Source organism: Streptomyces scabiei 87.22 (genome assembly GCF_000091305.1).
Lineage (GTDB): Bacteria > Actinomycetota > Actinomycetes > Streptomycetales > Streptomycetaceae > Streptomyces > Streptomyces scabiei.
Window position 1 is genome coordinate 4,233,779 of record NC_013929.1, and the last position, 18,184, is coordinate 4,251,962.

17 protein-coding genes are annotated in these 18,184 nt (G+C 74.1%); 11 read left to right on the forward strand and 6 right to left on the reverse strand.

Annotation, left to right across the window (positions count from 1 at the left end):
* Window positions 1-42 precede the first annotated feature (42 nt).
* Entirely contained in the window at window positions 43-1,002 is a 960-nt protein-coding gene (locus tag SCAB_RS17860; protein ID WP_041669334.1) for a M28 family metallopeptidase, read from the forward strand.
* Window positions 1,003-1,158: 156 nt separating this feature from the next.
* Here the strand turns inward: SCAB_RS17860 and SCAB_RS17865 are convergent, their stop codons facing one another.
* The 4 genes from SCAB_RS17865 to SCAB_RS17880 form a co-directional block, all read right to left on the reverse strand.
* The gene (locus SCAB_RS17865) at window positions 1,159-1,806 is read right to left on the reverse strand and encodes a hypothetical protein (RefSeq protein WP_013001476.1); all 648 of its coding nucleotides are present in this window, start codon (window positions 1,804-1,806) and stop codon (window positions 1,159-1,161) included.
* A gap of 73 nt (window positions 1,807-1,879) precedes the next feature.
* Complete coding sequence (locus SCAB_RS48510; RefSeq protein WP_013001477.1) at window positions 1,880-4,030, reverse strand: hypothetical protein; 2,151 nt, start codon at window positions 4,028-4,030, stop codon at window positions 1,880-1,882.
* A gap of 7 nt (window positions 4,031-4,037) precedes the next feature.
* On the reverse strand, window positions 4,038-4,817 hold the full coding sequence (locus SCAB_RS17875) for a hypothetical protein (RefSeq protein WP_037723914.1): 780 nt from the start codon (window positions 4,815-4,817) through the stop codon (window positions 4,038-4,040).
* Window positions 4,818-4,939: 122 nt separating this feature from the next.
* Window positions 4,940-5,974, reverse strand: coding sequence for a peptidoglycan DD-metalloendopeptidase family protein (locus SCAB_RS17880; RefSeq protein WP_013001479.1), 1,035 nt, complete (start codon window positions 5,972-5,974; stop codon window positions 4,940-4,942).
* 277 nt (window positions 5,975-6,251) lie between these two features.
* On the opposite strand from SCAB_RS17880, the gene SCAB_RS17885 reads away from it, so the two are divergent.
* The 10 genes from SCAB_RS17885 (at window position 6,252) to SCAB_RS17930 (ending at window position 16,191) form a co-directional block, all read left to right on the forward strand.
* Entirely contained in the window at window positions 6,252-6,797 is a 546-nt protein-coding gene (locus tag SCAB_RS17885; protein WP_013001480.1) for a DUF6668 family protein, read from the forward strand.
* Window positions 6,794-7,054 (forward strand): hypothetical protein, encoded by a 261-nt coding sequence (locus SCAB_RS17890; protein ID WP_013001481.1) that lies wholly within the window; start codon window positions 6,794-6,796, stop codon window positions 7,052-7,054. Before SCAB_RS17885 ends, SCAB_RS17890 begins: the two co-directional genes overlap by 4 nt.
* Window positions 7,055-8,063: 1,009 nt before the next feature.
* Window positions 8,064-8,360: a hypothetical protein gene (locus SCAB_RS17895; protein ID WP_013001483.1), complete on the forward strand. Its 297-nt coding sequence runs from the start codon at window positions 8,064-8,066 to the stop codon at window positions 8,358-8,360.
* 31 nt (window positions 8,361-8,391) lie between these two features.
* The gene (locus tag SCAB_RS17900) at window positions 8,392-9,180 is read left to right on the forward strand and encodes a hypothetical protein (RefSeq protein ID WP_013001484.1); all 789 of its coding nucleotides are present in this window, start codon (window positions 8,392-8,394) and stop codon (window positions 9,178-9,180) included.
* 1 nt (window position 9,181) lies between these two features.
* Complete coding sequence (locus tag SCAB_RS17905; RefSeq protein WP_013001485.1) at window positions 9,182-10,366, forward strand: hypothetical protein; 1,185 nt, start codon at window positions 9,182-9,184, stop codon at window positions 10,364-10,366.
* A 115-nt stretch (window positions 10,367-10,481) separates the two neighbouring features.
* The gene (locus tag SCAB_RS17910) at window positions 10,482-11,975 is read left to right on the forward strand and encodes an SCO6880 family protein (protein WP_013001486.1); all 1,494 of its coding nucleotides are present in this window, start codon (window positions 10,482-10,484) and stop codon (window positions 11,973-11,975) included.
* Window positions 11,972-13,450, forward strand: a complete 1,479-nt coding sequence (locus SCAB_RS17915) for an ATP/GTP-binding protein (protein WP_013001487.1) — start codon at window positions 11,972-11,974, stop codon at window positions 13,448-13,450. The genes SCAB_RS17910 and SCAB_RS17915 overlap by 4 nt, the downstream gene beginning before the upstream one ends.
* Window positions 13,451-13,634: 184 nt before the next feature.
* Window positions 13,635-14,840 carry an amidase gene (locus SCAB_RS17920; protein ID WP_013001488.1) on the forward strand — a complete coding sequence of 402 codons (1,206 nt, stop codon included), beginning with the start codon at window positions 13,635-13,637 and terminating at the stop codon, window positions 14,838-14,840.
* Window positions 14,837-15,388 (forward strand): NUDIX domain-containing protein, encoded by a 552-nt coding sequence (locus SCAB_RS17925; protein ID WP_013001489.1) that lies wholly within the window; start codon window positions 14,837-14,839, stop codon window positions 15,386-15,388. The genes SCAB_RS17920 and SCAB_RS17925 overlap by 4 nt, the downstream gene beginning before the upstream one ends.
* Window positions 15,389-15,588: 200 nt before the next feature.
* The gene (locus SCAB_RS17930) at window positions 15,589-16,191 is read left to right on the forward strand and encodes a flavodoxin family protein (RefSeq protein ID WP_013001490.1); all 603 of its coding nucleotides are present in this window, start codon (window positions 15,589-15,591) and stop codon (window positions 16,189-16,191) included.
* Window positions 16,192-16,198: 7 nt separating this feature from the next.
* Here SCAB_RS17930 and SCAB_RS17935 read toward each other — a convergent pair whose 3' ends face one another.
* Window positions 16,199-17,185, reverse strand: a complete 987-nt coding sequence (locus SCAB_RS17935; RefSeq protein ID WP_106437268.1) for an ABC transporter permease — start codon at window positions 17,183-17,185, stop codon at window positions 16,199-16,201.
* Entirely contained in the window at window positions 17,172-18,119 is a 948-nt protein-coding gene (locus tag SCAB_RS17940; RefSeq protein WP_013001492.1) for an ABC transporter ATP-binding protein, read from the reverse strand. Before SCAB_RS17940 ends, SCAB_RS17935 begins: the two co-directional genes overlap by 14 nt.
* Between the last annotated feature and the right edge of the window lie 65 nt (window positions 18,120-18,184).

Here is an 18,184-nt window from a genome sequence, read left to right on the forward strand (position 1 = left end):
CAGTGCGTCCAGGGTGATTCCATGGAATCCGGAGCCCCCACTATGAAGCTCTCCGTTCCAGCCGCACGCCGCGCCACCCTCGCCGCCGCCGTCGCGGTGGCCACGCTGTTCACCACCGGGTCCATAGCCGGGGCGGCGCCCGTGCCCGCCCCCGCCGCGGCGCTCGCCGCTCCCGACCTCCCCCTGGCCAACGTCAAGGCCCACCTGTCCCAGTTCCAGTCCATCGCCACGGCCAACGGCGGCAACAGAGCCCACGGCCGCGCCGGCTACACCGCGTCACTGAACTACGTGAAGGGCAAGCTCGACGCGGCGGGCTTCGTCACCACCACGCAGTCCTTCACGTCCGGCGGCCGCACCGGCTACAACCTGATCGCGGACTGGCCCGGCGGCGACACGAATCAGGTTGTCATGGCCGGTTCACATCTGGACAGCGTCACGTCGGGTGCCGGTATCAACGACAACGGCTCGGGCTCCGCCGCCGTGCTGGAGACCGCGCTGGCCGTGGCCCGCGCGAACTACCAGCCCACGAAGCACCTGCGGTTCGCCTGGTGGGGCGCGGAGGAGCTGGGTCTCGTCGGCTCCCGCTACTACGTCAACAACCTGTCCTCGGCGAACCGGGCCCGCATCAGCGGCTACCTCAACTTCGACATGATCGGCTCGCCGAACCCCGGGTACTTCGTCTACGACGACGACCGGGTCATCGAGCAGACCTTCAAGGACTACTTCACCGGGATCGGCGTCCCGACCGAGATCGAGACCGAGGGCGACGGCCGCTCCGACCACGCGCCGTTCAAGAGCGCGGGCGTCCCCGTCGGCGGCCTCTTCACCGGAGCCAGCCGCACGAAGACCGCCGCGCAGGCCACCAAGTGGGGCGGTACGTCCGGCCAGGCGTTCGACCGCTGCTACCACTCGTCCTGCGACAACACGTCGAACATCAACGACACGGCGCTCGACCGGAACAGCGACGCGGCGGCGTACGCGGTGTGGGAGCTGTCGGAGTAGGCAGCGCCTGGGGTCCTGGATTCCCGGTGGTGCAGGCCCGGGGTCGGCCGGTCGGCGGGGAGCGCCGTGGCCGGTCCCGGGCGGGGCGGTGGGTGCGCGCGGGCGTCGGGCGTCGGGCGTCGGGCGTCGGGCGTCGGGCGTCGGGCGTCGGGCGGGTCAGCGTCCCGGCCGGTGCGTGGGGGCGTCGGGGGTGCGCGGACGGGTGGGTGCGACGGCCGGCGGGCGGATCGCGGCCGAGGTGTGGTGTGCGGTGAGAGCGTGGGTGTGGGCCGGGGTGGCGCTCGTCGACCGGAGGCGGGACGCGACCGCCGTGGGCATCCCCGCGCCATGGGCGAGTCCGGCCGCCGCCTCGGAACGCAGGGCACCGAGCCGGGCCAGATGGCTCCGCCCGGCCTCAGGGGTGAGCGCGGCCACGTCGACACTCAGGGCGGACCGTACGGCGGCGGGGTGCGTCGGGATCGGGGCGGCACCCATGGCGGGAGCCCGGGACGGGTCCACACCGGCGGAGCGCAGGGCCGCGGCGCGGGCGCTCCAGGGAGCGGTCCCGGGCGTACGGCGATGCGCGATGCCCGGGGTGCGCGCGGTGCTGTCCTGGGCGCCGCCGGACGCGGGCGCCGCCCGGTCGAGGGTGCGCCAGCTCATGGTGCCGGTCAGCTCGTTGAAGGTGACCTCGACCCGGGGGCGGGGCGCGGAGGGGGCGGAGGACGACCGGTACGGGGAGCGCAGCCGTGCCGCCCGGGCGCCCCGGCCTGTGACCGGGTCGCCCGGCGTCTCCGGGGTGCGGGCAGGGACGGTGCGTCGCAAGCGGGCGCCGGCCCCGGCCGGTCCCCCGGTCGGGGTACCGGCCGGTCCTCTGTCCGGACGGTGTCCTCCCAGGTCACTGACCATGGGCGTACGGGGCCGAGTCGAGGGCGCGGGCCCGTTCGGTAAGGCGGGTCATCCTGGTGCGGGCCTTCTCCAGCTGTTCCAGGTCGTCGGCGGCGGGCCCCTCTTCGGCGGCGAGGTCGGTCCAGACGGCGATCAGGTCCCGGCCCAGGTGCAGTCCCTGGAGCGGGTCACGGACCGCGCGCCAGGCGGCCGCCGCGCTCTGGATGTTGCCGTACGCGGCCCGCTCGTCGCGCAGACGGTGGCGCACTCCCGCCAGGTCGAGCGAGACGTGGAAGGAGCGGAGGGCGTCACCGGCCAGGTAGGCGATGTAGGCGGTCAGCTCACGGAGCTTCAGCACCTCGGGGTGGAGTGGGCCCAGCGCGGCGTTCGCCTGGGCGACGGTCTGCTCGGCCATCTCCGCGGCCTCCTGAATACGGCCCAGCTTCACCGCCTCGTTGATGCGGGACATGGGCTCGGCGAACGGTGATGCCGCCCCGCCGTCCTCCTCCGGCGTGTCCAGCACCGCCTCGGCCACCGCGTCGAACTCCCGGACCGGCGCGGGCTTCGGGTCGCTGTCCTCCTCCAGCACCGCCCACTCGGGAGCGGAGTAGGCGTCCGTCGCGGACTCCTCCGGCAGGAGCGGCGTGGGAGGCGCGGGCTCCGGGGCCGGCGCGGTCGCCGTCGCGCGGGGCGGCTGCGGAGGCGGAGTCGGCGGCCAGGGCTGGGGCTCCAGCGAGGCAGGCCCGGCGTCCGGCAGGGAGTCCACGGGCACGGAGTCCATGGGCACGGACGGGTCGTAGGTCTGCTCCGGGGCGGGTTCGCCGACCGGGGCCGGCGGCCAGGGCTGCGGCTCCAGGGAGGCCGGGGCCGGCGGGACGGCGGCCTGGTCCGGGTGCCACGACGGGGAGGCCGGGGCGGGAGACATCTCCGCGTCCAGGAGCGGGCCGAACTCGCCCGTCGGCGGCGAGACGGTACCGGTCGCGGGGGCGGGCCCGGGTGCCTGCGGGGTGCCGCCCGGGTCGGACGCGCCGCCCGGCGGGGTCGGCGGGAGGTCCGGCGTGCGAGGTGGCCGGGCCTGCGGGCGGGCCAGGGGGCCCTCCGTCGGTTCCGGTACCGCGCGCAGCACGAACGTCGACGGCGCCACCTTGCCCGGCGCGGGCTGCGCCTGCTCTTCCCGCTTCTCCTTCGCCGCCGTGAGCGGCATCGTCCGGGGCTCCCGCTTCGGCTGCGGAGCCATGGGCTGCGCCGAGGGCGCCTCCGGCGTCGCCTCGGCGGCGGCCGGCTCCGGCACGTGCGGGGGCGCGGGGGCGGGCTTCGCCGCCGCGAGCGGAAGCGTTCTGGGTTCCCGCTTCGGCTGTGCGGGGACCGACGGCCGCGGCCCCGGGCCGGGGTACCCCGACGGCTCCGGGCCGGCCTGAGCCTGCCACTGCGGCGGGGCCGCGGCCTGCGGCGGAGCCTGGGCCTCCGCCCGTACGTCCGGGTGCTGCTGCCACTCGGCCCGTGCCTCCGGCCGTACCTCGTGACGCTGCCGGCTCTCGGCCTGTGGCTGCGGCTGGGGCTGGACCTGTGGCTGCGCGTGTGCCTGAGGCTGCGCCTGGCCGTGCGGCGTCGGCTCCGGCTGCCGGCGCGGCTCCGGCGGGACCTGGTGCGCGGGGGCCGGCGGCTGCGACTCGGCGGCTGCCGACTCGGGCACCGCGCGCAGGACATGGGTCGACCTGTCGCGACGAGGGCCCGGCGCGGGCGCCGGCTGCTCGAACGCCTCCGGGGCCGCCCAGCGGGGCGTCGCCTCGCCGGGGTGCGGCGCCGGGGCCGTACCGGGCGCGGGCCCGGCCGCTCCCACGTACCCCCGTGGCTCGCCCACCCGCACGGGTTCTCCGGCGTAGTGGCTGGAGCCGTCGACGTGGACCTGGAGGAGGACCACGTAGCCGATGCGTTCGTCGTGGACCGTGGCGAGGACGGGATGGCCGGTGGCGAGGGCCAGGCGGTGGAGGTAGTCGAGGGCGGCGTTCTGCAGGCTCTCCCCGGCGGCCGGCGGCACCGGCATGCCCCCGACCGTCGCACCGGTCTCGGCGGAGACGCGTACGTCGATCGGGGTGAGCCCGGCCGGCGCGCGTCCCGTGCGCTTGAGTTCCCGCTTCTGTTCGCGGCTGAGTCGAGTCATCGTTCCCTCACTCGGGTCGGGCAGAAGGAGAAGTCGTGGACGGGGCGGCGGAGTCGGAGCCTGACGGGTCCGGTGCCGAGACCGCTGCCTCCACCGTACGCACACCGTCCACCCGCCATGGCTCGCCCTTGCCCGGGCGGACCAGCTTCACGTACACCGTGGCCTGCGGCCCGGTTCCCGTCCAGCCGTCACGGCCGTGCGCCGTGCCGTCGACGAAGAGGGCGCGGTAGGCGTCCCGGGCCGAGTCGGCGGGCGCGTCGCCGTCGTCGTCCGCCTCCACGTCGACGGTCGTCCACGCCTCGTGCGCGGCCCAGGAGTTCCACTGCTCACCGGCGCCGCTCGCGGGCCGGTACGAGCGCTCGGCCTTCGCCCTGGCGGCGGTGAACCAGCGGGCGGAGCGCAGGACGGCGTCGCGCGGGCCGGTGTCGTACTTCGTGTCGTGGCCGTACGCGACCTGCACCCATGCCTCCGCGACGGCGGTCGCGTCGGTGCCGTCGACCCCGGTGGGGCGCGGGACATGCGCGTCCGGGCCGAGCGGCCGGCCGGAAGGCAGGGGCGCCTTGGGGGTGAAGGGCGGGGCGGACGTGGCCGTGCCGCCGCCCGCCGTCTCACGGTGGTCCTCCAGGCCGCAAGCGGCGAGGACCGCCACACCGGTCACCGTCGCGAGCACCGCCGCGCACGCCCTGCGCGCGCCGTCGCGTCCCCCGGTCGCGGGCGCGGTCGCGTGCCACCCGGTGCGCTCGTCACGCCCCGCGCGCCCGCCATGCGCCTCGTGCTTCGCGTTCACCCTCGTCCCCCTCCTCACCTCAGTGTCCTTCCTCGCCGATCGCGTCGTCCACCACGAGCGCCGTGCTCGCGTGGCCCATGTCCCCCGGATGTCCCGCGTCTCCCGCGTCTCCCGCGTGCGCACTACAACCCCAGCCAGGGCGCCGGATCCACGTACGCGTCGTTCCGCATCACCTCGAAGTGGAGGTGGGCGCCCGTGGAGTAGCCCGTCGAGCCGACCAGGCCGACCCGTTGGCCGACCTTCACCTTGTCGCCGGCGCTGACGCTCAGGCCGCCGAGCATGTGGTTGTAGGTCGTGGAGATGCGGTCGCCGTCGATGGTGCCGTGGGAGATGACGACGCGGTTGCCGTAACCGTTGGTCCAGCCCGCGAAGGTGACCACGCCGTCGCGAGCGGCGAGGACCGGCTTGCCCTCGGCGACGCCGAAGTCGGTACCGGTGTGCAGCTTGCGGACCCCGAGGATGGGGTGCATGCGCCAGCCGTACGGAGAGGTCACGGGCGGGTTGCCGGCGACCGGCATGGCCATCTCCTTGCCGTCCGGGAGCTTGCCCGGCGGGTCGTCCACCGACTCGTACTTGGAGATCAGTGACTTGATGCGGACGACGTAGTTGCGGGTCTCGGTGTAGGGCGGGATGCCGCCGTACTTCTGCACGGCGCCCGGCCCGGCGTTGTACGCGGCGAGCGCCAGGTCGAGGGTCTCGCCGGTCGCCTGGCCGCTGTCCTTGTAACCCTGGACCTGCCGGGCGAGGGCACAGTCGTAGCGGCCCTGGGCCATGATCGCGTCGCCGGGGTCGTACGGGGAGACCCGGCCGTTGCCATCGTCGTCCTTGCCCCAGCTCGGCCAGGTGCCGGGCATGAACTGGCTCAGTCCCTCGGCGCCGACCGGGGACCTGGCGTTCGGGTTCCATCCCGACTCGGCCTCGATCTGCGCGGCGATCACGGCCGGCTTGATGACGTCGCACATGGCGCCCGCCTTAAGCACCCAGGGCACGTACTCCGCCGGTACCTGACCGGCCTTGAGGCCGCCGCCACCGCCCTGTTCCTCGGCCTCGGCCTCACCGCCCCCGCTCACCGCGACCATCATCACCACCGGCATCAGCACGGCCGCCACGCAGCCGCCGACGACCCAGGTCGTGACGGACCCTCCCCCGTTGGACATCTGCTCCCCTCAGCGCCGCAGTGGCGAAGTCCAGTCATGCTCCTGCCACTTGAGTCCCTGTCGACGAGTCTCGCCGCTCCCCCTCGTTCCGCGCGTCACCGGTGCGTCACAGGCTCGTCGCAGGAACTCACGCCCCGATTCCCAAGCCGTCCGTACGCCGTGAAGATCGGTGGTGGGCGGCTCGCCGGACACGGAACCGGCGGCGGGCACCGCACCGGGGTGCGACGGGCACGCCGCAACTCAGGAAGACTGCTGGGATCAGCGGTGGAAACGGGGAGTGGTGGAGAGCGGTGATGCGGTGATGCAGCCGGGCACGGGACAGGCGGCCGGGCCGGAAATCTGGGTGCGCGGTCCGGTCGGGGAACCGGAGGCGCGGCCGCAGGACCCGCCGTCCCGGGCGGCCGCGAGCACGCGGCGGTTCTCCTGGGTCGCCACGCACGGGGGTGCCGGGTCCACCACCCTCGCGGCGGTCTTCGGCGGCCATGACACGGGCCGCAACTGGCCGCGCCCCGAAGAGGGCGAGCCGGCGTCGGTCCTCCTGGTGGGGCGCACGCACGCGGCCGGGCTCGACGCGGTCTCGCACACCCTGGACATCTTCCGGCGGGGCGACGCACCGCCCGGACTGGACCTGGACGCGATCGTGCTGGTCGCGGACGCGCCCGGCCGGCTGCCCCGGCCGCTCGTGCAGCGGATGAAGGTGATCGGTTCCGTCATCGACGTCTACCGCGTGCCGTGGGTGCCCGCCTGGCGCACCGGAGATCTCACCGGCCCCCCGCCTCGGGAGAGCGCGGCACTGGCCCGACTGACCGGGAGGACCCCATGAGCAGCACCGTGTACGACGTCGCCGGCACCCTGGCCGGGCCTCCGGCGGCGGTCACCAACCAGCTGAACTACGTACTGAGCATCCTCGCCTGGCTGGTGACCGCGGCCGGGGTGTGCGGGCTGCTGCTCGTCGGATCGCGGATGGCCATCTCCCTGCGGTCCGGGGAGGGCGACGAGCACCTCAGCCAGTTCGTCATGGTGCTGGGCGCCTGTGTCATCGGGGCGACGGCGGGCCCGATCGTGGCGTTCGTGATGTAGGCGACGCACGGACACAGCACACGGCCGACACGCCCGGGCCGACCGCGAAGAGGGCGCCCGGCAGACCGCGGCCGGACGCCCTGCCCGGCCCGCGGGCGGGGCGCACCCGACGGACCGTGAGCGCACGCCCGGCACGTGGAATGCATGCCTGATGGTCCGCCAGCAGGGCGCCCGGCAGACCGCCGACAAACCGCCCGGCGGCACGCGGACGTACGCCCGACGGGCCGTGAGCGACCGCCCGGCAGACCATGGACAAGGCACCCGGCAGGCCGTGACGGAACGCCCCACAGGCCACGGCAGGACGCCCGGCACACTCAATGCGCACGCCTGATGGACCGTGAGCAGGTCGCCCGCCGGACCGCGAGCGCGCATCCGGCGGACACGCGGCCAAGGCACCCGGCGGCACGCGGACGCACGCCCGACGGGCCGCGGGCAATGCGCACAGCACACCGACGGCCCCCGCGCCGGGCCCCAGCGGGCCGTGGACAACGCGCCCGGCGGCACACGGACGCACGCCCAGCAGGCCGTGGACGAGGCCCCCGGCGGCAGGCGCACAGCAAGCCCGACGGACCGCGAGCGCAGACCCGACTGACCCGCCAACACACACCCGACGGACCGCGAGCGCACGCCCGGCAGGCCCGCAGGCAGGGCAAGGGCGACGGCCCATCTGTTCCTCGTGAACCGGCGTGCCGTTGCCGTATGTGAAGCGCGTCGAAGACGAACACCGGTGCGAAGCACTCCGCTTCTCCGCAGGTCCAACCCTTTCTGACGACACGTCACCGTCTCGGACATGACGAGAGGTTCCCGTCTGTCACGAGCACGTCACCGGCTAGTGCTGGATCACCACATCGCTTGGTTTCGCCCCACGGGAGTCGCCAAGCTCACAGGGCGGCCGGGAACCCGGGCACGTCGTGCCGGTCCCGGAAGCACCCAATGTCCCATCCGCTCACATCGGTCGACGTCGGACCGCCGCCCAACGGCGGGCCGATCGAGACCACGGGGAGAAACCATGCTGCACGCGATAGCCGCCAAAGCGCATCAGTCCCTCTACCTGGCCGACGGCACAGTGCCCAACCCCAACCGCGACGCCCCCGCCGAACTCACCGGCAAGGTCGACACCGTGCTCGGCATCGTGGCCTGGGCCGGCACCGCAGCGGGCGTCGCGGGGGTGCTGATCACCGGCGCGATGATGGCGATCTCCATGCGCCGCGGTGAGGGCTCGGAACACGTGGGCCGGCTGGGCATGGTCCTCGGCGGCTGTGTCCTGGTCGCCACCGCAGGCCCGCTCGTGAACTTCGTCTTCTAGCCGTCCGAGCACGTCGAAAGGGGGAGCGACGATGCTGAACTCCGGCCGGGCCCACGGGGGCAGCGGAGAGTGGGAGCAGCCGTTCTGGCAGCAGCGGGGCTGGATCCTGTCGGCCGGGTTCCTGGTGGTGCTGCTCGTCCTCGCGGTCCTCTTCGCGGTGACGGGCGACGGCGGGCAGGGGCCGGCCGGCGCGTCCGGTGACCCGGACCCCGCGCCGACCTCGGCCTCGCCCCCGGGCGGCAAGTCCGGCTCGAAGAAGGGCGGTTCGGACACGCGGCCCGCGGGCTGCCGCACCGACGACCGCGATCAGGCCAAGCCGACCGAGGCGCCGGGCGACTTCCGCTGGAAGGCCAACGGCACGGGTCTGGTCCCGGTCTCGAAGGCGGCGGGCCCGCTGAAGTACGACGGGCCGGTCTGGTCCTGCTTCGCGCACACCCCGATGGGCGCCGTCATGGCGGCCCACTCCATCACGGACCACCTCAGCTACGACGGCTGGCGCAAGGTCGTGAGGCAGCAGGTCGTACCGGGAGCGGGCCGCGACGCGCTGGTCGCGAGCCGCTCCCAGGAGGCCGACAAGTCCACCACGGGCTCGCCGGACGCCGGTGGCTACGCCGGCTTCACCGTCCTGTCGTACGACGAGACGCGGGCGACCGTGATGGTCCTGGTGCGCGGCATGGGCGACGGCGGCTTCGGCTCCGCCTCGGTGACCATGCGCTGGCAGGACGGCGACTGGAAGCTCAGCCCCGACCCCGACGGCACGGTCTACAGCGGGGTGTCGCAGGTCAGCGGCACCGACGGCTTCGTCACCTGGGAGGCGTGAGATGGCCTGCTCCTGGAAGCTCTACGACTGCGTGATCGAAGAGGGAGGCAAGCAGTTCACCGAGGGTGCCGTGGTCGTCTTCGCCAAAGCGATCGGCGACGGCGCGGCGGAGGTGCTCAAGGCCCTCAACGGCGTCTGGCTGAGCGTCGACGTGCCGGACCCGGCGGGCAACGGCGGAGGCCACGGCCAAGCGGCCGCGGGCAGTCCCATCGGCCAGATCACGGCCGAGGTCAACTGGATCGTCGCCTATGTGGCGGTGGCCTCGCTGCTGATCGCCGCGATCCGCATGGCGGTGGACCGCAAGGGCCAGTCCATGAAGCAGGCGTTCATGGGGATGTGGAAGGTCATCCTCGTCGGCGCGGCCTCGGTCCCCGTGGTCACGGCCCTGATGGCGGCGTCGGACGCGTACGCCAAGGACGTGTACGCGCGGTCCCGACTCGGTGACAGCGCCTCCACGATGCTGGGGGTACTGACGCTCAATCAGCCCGGCCTGGTCCTGATCTTCGGTCTGCTGGTGATGCTGTCGAGCTTCGTGCAGATCGTGCTGATGTACATCCGCATCGGCGTCCTGATCATGCTGGTCGGCACGTTGCCGCTGGCCGCCGTCTCCTCGATGACCGGGTGGGGCGAGGGCTGGTGGAAGAAGCACGTCGGTTGGCTCGCCGCCTGGCTGCTCTACAAGCCGGCGGCGGCCCTGATCATCTACTCGGCCACCGCGATGACCAAGGGCACCAAGGACCTGAACGCGATCATCGCGGGCATGGGCATGCTGATCATGGCGGTGTTCGCGCTGCCGGCCCTCCTCAAACTGATCGTCCCCGCCACGGCCGCCCTGGGCGGCACCTCCGGCGGCACGGTCGCCATGGGCGCCGCCAACAACATGGCGTCGGGCGCCGTCAGCATCGCGGGGGCCTCCGGCGGAGGCGGTGGGGGTGGCGGGGCCGGCGGTTCCGCGGGCCCCCAGGGCTCGCCCTCGGCGGGCGCGGGTTCCTCGGCGGGCGGGGCCGGTGGCGCCGCCGGAGGCGCCGGAGCGGCCGCCGGAACAGCGGCCGCGGGCGCGGCCACGGCGGGTGCGGCCGTCGCGGTGCAGGCCGCCAAGGTCGTCGTCCAGACCGGGATGCAGGCGGCGTCCGAGGTCGCCGGCTCCCTCGACGACAACGACGGGATGAAGGGCCACAACCAGTAGGCCGGGCCCCGCGCCCCCGACGGGGCGCGGGGTGGCCCGCGGCCACGACCGACACAGATCCACCCGAGCTCGTAGGCACTCGACCCAGCGACCTCAGCCGGAAGAAGGAAACCCCATGTCCACCGACGCCCTCACGCGTCCCACCTACGGAAACTGGCGCAGGCCCCGCCGCCCCGGCCTCGGCCCCCTCGGCCTCCTCGGCACCGTCGTCGCCTTCGGCGGGCTCCTGGTCGCGCTCCTCGCCTCGCTGGTCTCGCTGTCGGCCGCGATCCTCGTCCTCATCCCCCTCGGCCTCTTCCTCGCGCCGCTCGCGCTGCGCACGGTGGACGGCCGCAACATCTACCAGGTGGTCGCGGTGCGTATCGGTTGGCTCAGGCGCAAGGCGAACGGCTCGACCACCTACGTCTCCGGCCCGCTCTCCAAGAGGCCCGGCGGCCGCCACCACCCGCCCGGCCTGCTGGCCCGCACCAGGATGTACGAGGGCCGGGACGCCTACAACCGCGCCTTCGGCGTGCTCCACCACCCCGGCCGCAACCTCTGCACGGTGGTCCTGGCCTGCGAGCCGGACGGCGGTTCGCTGGTCGACCCCGAGCAGGTCGACATCTGGGTGGCGTCCTGGGGCGACTGGCTCGCCCGGCTCTCCCACGAGCCCGGCCTGCGCGGCGCCCAGGTCGTCGTGGAGACGGCGCCCGACACCGGGACCCGGCTGGCCGCCGAGGTCCTGCCGCGCATCGCGCCGGACGCCCCGGCGGCGGCCCGCGCGGTGATGGAGGAGGTCGTCGCGCGCTACCCCTCCGCCTCCTCGGAGATGCACACGTACATCGCTCTCACCTACGGCCCCACCGGCGGCCCCAAGCGGGACGTCCAGGACGTCATCACCGACCTGTCGATGCGGCTGCCGGGTCTGCTGTCCGGCCTGGTCGCGGCCGGCGGCGGCTCCGCCTACCCGCTGTCCGCCGAGCGGCTCTCGGAGATCGTCCGCGTGGCGTACGACCCCGCGGTGGCCCCGGACGTGCTGAGCGCGCGGGGCGAACAGTCCACGACCGGCCTCGACTGGGCGGACGCGGGCCCGGCGGCCGCCGTGGAGTCGGTGCAGGCGTACAAGCACGACTCGGGTGTCTCGCGGACATGGATGCTGACACTGGCGCCGCGCGGCACGGTCCGGTCCAGCGTGCTGCGGGGCCTGCTGGAGCCGGCCTCGGGCACGCGCCGCAAGCGGGTCTCGCTCGTCTACCGGCCCATCGACCCGGCGACTTCGGCCCGCATCGTCGAGGCCGACCGGCGTACCGCGCACTTCATGGCCGGCTCCAAGCGGGGGCTGGTCCAGGCCCGGGCCAGCTCCGAGATGCAGGCGGCCGAGCAGACGGCCGCCGAGGAGGCGGCGGGCGCCGGGCTCGTGGAGTTCTCGCTGATGGTGACGGTGACCGTCGACAGCGAGGAGCAGCTCCCGGACGCGGCGATCACCGTACGCAACCTCCAGGCGTCGTCCCGCATCCTGATGCGCCCCGCCGACCGTATGCAGGCCTCGGCGTTCACCTGCACGCTCCCCGTCGGCCTGCTGCCGTGGGAGCACACCCTCGTTCCGTACCAGCTCCGGGAGGCGCTGTGAGCAAGCGCGCTGCTGTACGTCCTCAGACCGCGCCCCCGCGCGGGTGGTTCGGCCCCGGCGGCGGCCAGGTCGGCCATGTCGACCCGCCGGCGATGTGGAGGGCGACGACGGTCCAGGCGTGCGGTCTGTGGCCGTTCGCCGCGGGCTCCGGCGCCCCCATGACCGGGGTGCCGCTGGGCCAGCACCTGCACACGGGCGCCACGGTCTGCGGTGACCCCATCTCCTGGTTCACCCGCGCCCGTTACATCTCCAACCCGTCCCTCTTCATGCTCGGCATGCCGGGCCTCGGCAAGTCCACCCTGGTCAACCGCATGCTGATCGGCATGGCGGCGACCGGCATCACGCCGCTGGTCCTCGGCGACCTCAAGCCCGACTACGCCGACACCGTACGGGCGCTCGGCGGCCAGGTGATCTCCATCGGACGCGGGGTGGGCGGCATCAACGTCCTCGACCCCGGTGCGATGGGCGAAGCGGCGCTGCGCATCGGCGGCGAACGGGGCCGGGTGCTGGCGGCGGAGGCGCACGGGCGGGTCCTGAACATGGTCGCGGCGCTGATCACGATCGTCCGGGGCCGCCCCATGGACGACCACGAGCAGTCCGTGCTCTCGGCCTGCCTGCACCATCTGACCGAGCGGGCCAAGCCGGGGCGCGCCCCGCTCCTGCCCGACCTGCTGAAGGTCCTGGACGAGGGCCCGGACCGGGTCCGCGCGGTCACCCTGGACCGGGGGAACATGACCCGTTACCAGGAGGCGGTGGACCCGCTGCACCGCTCACTGCTGGGCGTGTTGGACGGCCCTCTCGGCGACACCTTCGCCTCCGAGACCTCCACCCGCATCGACCCGGCCTCGCCGGCCGTGTGCGTCGACATCTCCCGCATCGGTGAGGCGGACACGCAGCTCACGGCCGCGGCGATGCTGGCCGCCTGGTCGGACGGTCTCGGCACGGTCGCCGCGGCCCACGCCCTCGCGGACGCGGGGCTGGCTCCGCAACGCTGGTTCTTCACGGTGCTGGACGAGCTGTGGCGCCCGCTGCGGGCCGCCTCCGGCATCGTGGAACGCATCGACGCCCTCACCCGCCTGAACCGCTCCCTCGGCCTCGGCGACGCGAAGATCACCCACACCCTCAAGGACGCGGAGGCGCTGGGCAGTGCGGCCGACCGGGCGAAGGCGCGTGGCTTCGTGGAGCGGGCCGGGATGGTGGTGTGCGCCGGTCTTCCCCGTTCGGAGATGAGGGAACTCGGCGAGATCGTCGGCCTGTCGGAACGGGAGATCGACCTCGTGTCGTCGTGGTCCTCGCCGCCGGGCTGGGCGAGCACCGGTGGCAACGAGGAGCCGCCGGGGCGCGGGCGCTTCCTGATCAAGGTGGGCGGGCGGCCGGGCATCCCGATCAAGGTGTCGATCACCGACACGGAGAGGGAACTGCACAACACGAACACGCGATGGACGCCGAGGCTTTCGAAGGCCGGGCGCCCATGAATGCGGGGGTGCGGGTTCAAGGGCGGGTGGTCTGGTCGGCGGACCCGACCGACCGTACGCGTACCGGGGCCGGGAACGGAGGTGTCGGCCCCGGTACGGCCAACCCGGCGGCCGGGCCCTCCGCCCAGGCCCGTGTCCAGCTCCCCCACCCGCCGAAGCCGCCCACTCAGGCCGGACCGGGCCGGTGACCACGCCCGTGACCGCGCACGACGGCGCCCCGCCGCTCTCGGCCGTACGGACCGCCGAAGGGGTGCGGGCCCGCGAACTGCGCGCCGTCGATGTCGTCGCCGACGCGCTCACCCGGATCGAGCGGGCCGAGCCGACGCTCTGCGCGTTCGCCGAGGTATGGGCCGAGGACGCGCTGCGGTGGGCCGCGGAGGTGGACGCGCGGGTCGCCCGTGGTGAGTGGTTGCCGTTGGCCGGGGTGCCGATCGGGGTGAAGGGGCGGGGCGGGCTGCGGGCGGCGCGGGTGCTGGTCGCGGCCGGGTGTGTGCCCGTGGGGGCGACCTCCGTGCCCGGCCCCGGCACCCCCTGGCAGACCTGGGGGCTCGGGGCCGGCGGCCGGACCGTCAACCCCTGGCGGGCCGACCGGACGCCGGGCGGCTCCTCCGCCGGGTCCGCGGCGGCGGTGGCCGCGGGCCTGGTCCCGATGGCGACCGGCACGGACGGCGCCGGGTCGGTCCGCATCCCGGCCGCCTGGTGCGGCGTCGTCGGCCTGAAGGCCACCAACGGCCGCCTCCCCTCCCCCGACCGCACCGGCCTCGCGGCCCCCGGCGTCCTCGCCCGCCACGCCTCGGACGCGGCGGCGTACTGGCGGTGCGTGGCGGGTGAGACCGCCGAGGGCGAGTACGGGCAGCCCACCGCCGTCTGGTCGGCCGACCTCGGGTTCGCCGACACCGATCCCGGACCCGCCGCCGTCGCCCACCGCGCGGCGCTCCGCCTCGCGGAGGCCGGTCTCGTCCGGCTCGTGCGCCCGAGCGCGCCGCCGCGCCTGGAGGACCCCGCCCCCGCCTGGTCGGCCCTGCGCTCCGCTCCGGCGTCCGACGCCGGCACCGCCGCCCTCCGGGCCGCCCGGGAACTGCGCGCCGAGAACGACCGGCGGCTCGCCGCGCTGCTCACCGAGTCCGACCTGATCCTCACCCCCACCACACCCAACGCGCCCCACGGTCACGAGGGCCCCGGTGACCGCTACTCCACGGCCCTGACCTGGGCGTTCAACCTCAGCGGGCACCCCGCCACGAGCATTCCCGCCGGGTTCGGCGCCGACGGCTGCCCGATCGGACTGCAGCTGGTGGCACGGCACAACGAAGAGGCACTGTTGCTGCGGGTGGCGCAAGCCGCCGAAGCCGTCCGGGACCACCCCGGACCGAGAGCGGGAGACCCGGCATGAGATGGACCGTCCACGGTGAGCACGTGATCCACGACACCCCCTGGGTGCGCTTGCGCTCGCTGGACGTCGAGCAGCCCGACGGCACCCGCGGCGACTACCACGTGGTCCGGCTGCGGGACCTCGCCGTCACCGCGGCCGTCGACGCCCGGCGGCGGGTCCTGATGATGTGGCGCCACCGTTTCGTCACGGACACCTGGGCCTGGGAGCTGCCCATGGGCCTGGTCGAGGACGGCGAACGTCCCGAGGAGGCGGCGGCGCGGGAGCTGGAGGAGGAGACCGGCTGGCGGCCGGGGTCACTGCGGGAACTGGCCTACGCCGAGCCGGCGGCCGGCGTCACCGACACCCGGCACTTCGTGTTCCGCACCGACGACGCCCGGCGCGTCGGCGAGCCCACGGAACGCAACGAGTCCGATCGCCTGGAGTGGATCGCCCTGGCCGACGTGCCGGGCCTCATCACCCGCCGGGAGATCGTCAGCAGCGCCACGCTCGTCGGTGTCATGGCCCTGTTGCTGGAGTCGCCGGGCACGGGCTTCGACGCTCGGCCGTGAGAGCCCCGCCGGCCGGACGTGCGAGCCCCGCACCTCTGCATCTCTCCTTCTTCTGCCTCTCCTTCTTCTGCCCTCCCTCCCCTGTCCCCTCGCCCCGCCCTTCCCCTCGCCCTTCCTCGACATCTCATGCATGTGCATATATTGTCCATGCATGTAGTCGTCGTGCGCGACCGACCCGCGCACCGCCCCAGGGGGACCCCATGACCCGACGTTTCCTGTTCGTCCTCGGCAGCAGCCGGTCGGACGGCAACTCCGAAATGCTGGCCCGCGCGGCCGCCGAGCAGCTGCCGGAGGGAGTCGAGCAGCACTGGCTGGACCTCGCGGCGCACCCGCTGCCCGACTTCGCCGATCTGCGGCACGACAGCGACCACGTACGGCCGCGGGGCGACAACAGGGCTCTGCTGCTGGACGCCACGCTCGCCGCCACGGACCTCGTGATCGTGTCGCCGTTGTACTGGTACTCCGTGTCCGCCCAGGTCAAGCGGTACCTCGACCACTGGGCGGGGTGGCTGCGCACGCCCGGGGTCGACTTCAAGGCGACGATGGCCGGCCGCACCCTGTGGGGTGTCACCGCGCTCGCGCACGAAGAGGAGGAGGTCGCCGAGCCGCTCGTGGGCACGCTCAACCACTCCGCCGCGTACCTGGGCATGCGGTTCGGCGGAGTCCTGCTGGGCAACGGCAGCAAGCCCGGTGACGTGCTCCGCGACACGGCGGCCCTCACCCGCGCGAAGACGTTCTTCACCGGGCCCGACGAGCCGCCGTACGCCCGCTTCCCCTACGACACGGAAGCCGCCGTCGCCTGAGGCGGTGTCAGGCGGTGATGTCCTTCGCCGTGAACCTCGCCCACGCCGCCGAGCCGAACACCGCCGCGTACAGGGCCTGGAGGCCGAGGTTGCGCTGGAGGTCGTCCCAGTAGACCGGCTCGCGCATGAGGTCGGCGAAGGAGAGCCAGTAGTGGGAGAAGAAGTACGGGTGGAGGGCGTCGAGCTGGGGGATCTGGTCGAGGATCTGGACGGTGATGAGGAGCCCGACCGTGGTGGCCATCGCGGCGATACCGCTGTTGGTGAGGGTGGAGACGAACAGGCCGAGGGCCGCCACCCCGGTCAGCGAGGCGGCCACCGCCAGGGCGATCAGCAGCGCCCGCAGCAGGCCCTCGGAGAAGCCGATGCTCGTGCCGGAGATCGTCGTCAGGTCACCGAGCGGGAACAGCAGCGCCCCGACCGTCAGCGCGGAGACGGCCACGACCAGGGTCGCGACCAGGCAGAACGTCATGACCGTCGCGTACTTGGTGAGCAGCAGCCGGGTGCGGCCGGCCGGTGAGACCAGCAGATAGCGCAGGGTGCCCGCGTTCGCCTCGCCCGCGATCGCGTCCCCGGCGATCACGCCCACGGCCATCGGCAGGAAGAAGGGGAGGGTCGCGGCCAGGGCCGTGAACACCAGGAACAGCCCGTTGTTGGTGATCTGCGCGATGAACGCCGGCCCGCCACCGCCGTCCGGGCCGCCGCCCGCCGAGGATCCGTCTCCCGTCTCGATCCGCACCGCGATGCCGACCAGGACCGGCACCGCCGCGAGCACACCCAGCAGCGCGATCGTCCGCCAGCGGCGGAAGGTGGTCAGCAACTCGCTGCGGAACAGCCCGAAGGTCCAGAGGAGGCCGGGGGTGCGCGCGGGTACGGCGGCCTGTGCGGAGGTCTCCGGCCGGGCCTCGGCCACGGATGTCTCCCTCGGTTCCGTCTCCCCGGACGTGTCGGTCGGCGTGTCGGCCGGCGTGTCGGCCGGTGTGTCAGCCCGCGACATCGAAACCCTCCCCCGTGAGTGCCACGAACGCGTCCTCCAGGGAGGCGCGTTCGAGGGCGAAGCCGCGGACGCGGACGCCCGCGGCGACCAGCGCCGCGGTCAGTTCGGCGAGGTCACGGCCGGGCGGGGGCGGTTCCGCCGTCACCCGGCCTTCCGCCTCGGCCACCACCACGTCCGCGATCCCCTGTTCCTTCAGCACCCGGGCCGCGTCCGCAGTGTCGGGGGTGAGGACGACGAGACGGCCGCGCGCGCCCGCGGCCAGGTCGCTCACCGGGCCCTGGACGACGAGCCGGCCGCGGGCCATGACGGCGGCGTGGGTGCACACCTGCTCGATCTCGTCGAGCAGGTGCGAGGAGAGGAAGACGGTGGTGCCGTCGGACGCCAGCTCCCGTACCAGTGAGCGGATCTCGCGCATCCCCTGCGGGTCGAGGCCGTTGGTCGGCTCGTCCAGGACGAGGAGGCGGCGCGGCTGGAGCAGCGCCGCCGCGAGGCCGAGGCGTTGCTTCATGCCCAGCGAGTACGCCTTCGCCTTCTTGCCGGCGGCGGCCGCGAGCCCCACCCGGTCGAGCGCGGCGGCGACCCGTGCGCTCCGGGTGCGCGGGTCGGCGGTGGGGTCGGCGGAGTCGTAGCGCAGCAGGTTGTCTCGGCCGGAGAGGAAGCCGTAGAGCGCGGGGCCCTCGATGAGGGCGCCCACGTGCGGGAGCACCGTCCGGGTGGAGCGGGGCATGGGCAGGCCGAGGACCCGGGCCGTGCCCGAGGTCGGCTCGATCAGGCCCATCAGCATGCGGATGGTGGTGGTCTTGCCCGAGCCGTTCGGGCCGAGGAAGCCGAAGACGCTGCCGCCGGGCACCGTCAGCTCCAGGTGGTCCACGGCCACCTGGCCGCCGCGGAAGGTCTTGGTCAGCCCCTGGGTGTGGATGGCTGCGTCGGTCATGGCTCCCCTCGGGTACGGCCGGTGGGCCGGAGCGGCGGTGTCGCCGCTCCGGCCCACCGGCCGGC

Coding starts and splice junctions, on each gene's coding strand:
- SCAB_RS17860 (WP_041669334.1), top strand. CDS start 43: ATGAAGCTCTCCGTTCCAGCCGCACGCCGCGCCACCCTCGCCGCCGCC.
- SCAB_RS48510 (WP_013001477.1), bottom strand. CDS start 4,030: ATGACTCGACTCAGCCGCGAACAGAAGCGGGAACTCAAGCGCACGGGA.
- SCAB_RS17880 (WP_013001479.1), bottom strand. CDS start 5,974: ATGTCCAACGGGGGAGGGTCCGTCACGACCTGGGTCGTCGGCGGCTGC.
- SCAB_RS17890 (WP_013001481.1), top strand. CDS start 6,794: ATGAGCAGCACCGTGTACGACGTCGCCGGCACCCTGGCCGGGCCTCCG.
- SCAB_RS17895 (WP_013001483.1), top strand. CDS start 8,064: ATGCTGCACGCGATAGCCGCCAAAGCGCATCAGTCCCTCTACCTGGCC.
- SCAB_RS17900 (WP_013001484.1), top strand. CDS start 8,392: ATGCTGAACTCCGGCCGGGCCCACGGGGGCAGCGGAGAGTGGGAGCAG.
- SCAB_RS17905 (WP_013001485.1), top strand. CDS start 9,182: ATGGCCTGCTCCTGGAAGCTCTACGACTGCGTGATCGAAGAGGGAGGC.
- SCAB_RS17910 (WP_013001486.1), top strand. CDS start 10,482: ATGTCCACCGACGCCCTCACGCGTCCCACCTACGGAAACTGGCGCAGG.
- SCAB_RS17925 (WP_013001489.1), top strand. CDS start 14,837: ATGAGATGGACCGTCCACGGTGAGCACGTGATCCACGACACCCCCTGG.
- SCAB_RS17930 (WP_013001490.1), top strand. CDS start 15,589: ATGACCCGACGTTTCCTGTTCGTCCTCGGCAGCAGCCGGTCGGACGGC.
- SCAB_RS17935 (WP_106437268.1), bottom strand. CDS start 17,185: ATGTCGCGGGCTGACACACCGGCCGACACGCCGGCCGACACGCCGACC.
- SCAB_RS17940 (WP_013001492.1), bottom strand. CDS start 18,119: ATGACCGACGCAGCCATCCACACCCAGGGGCTGACCAAGACCTTCCGC.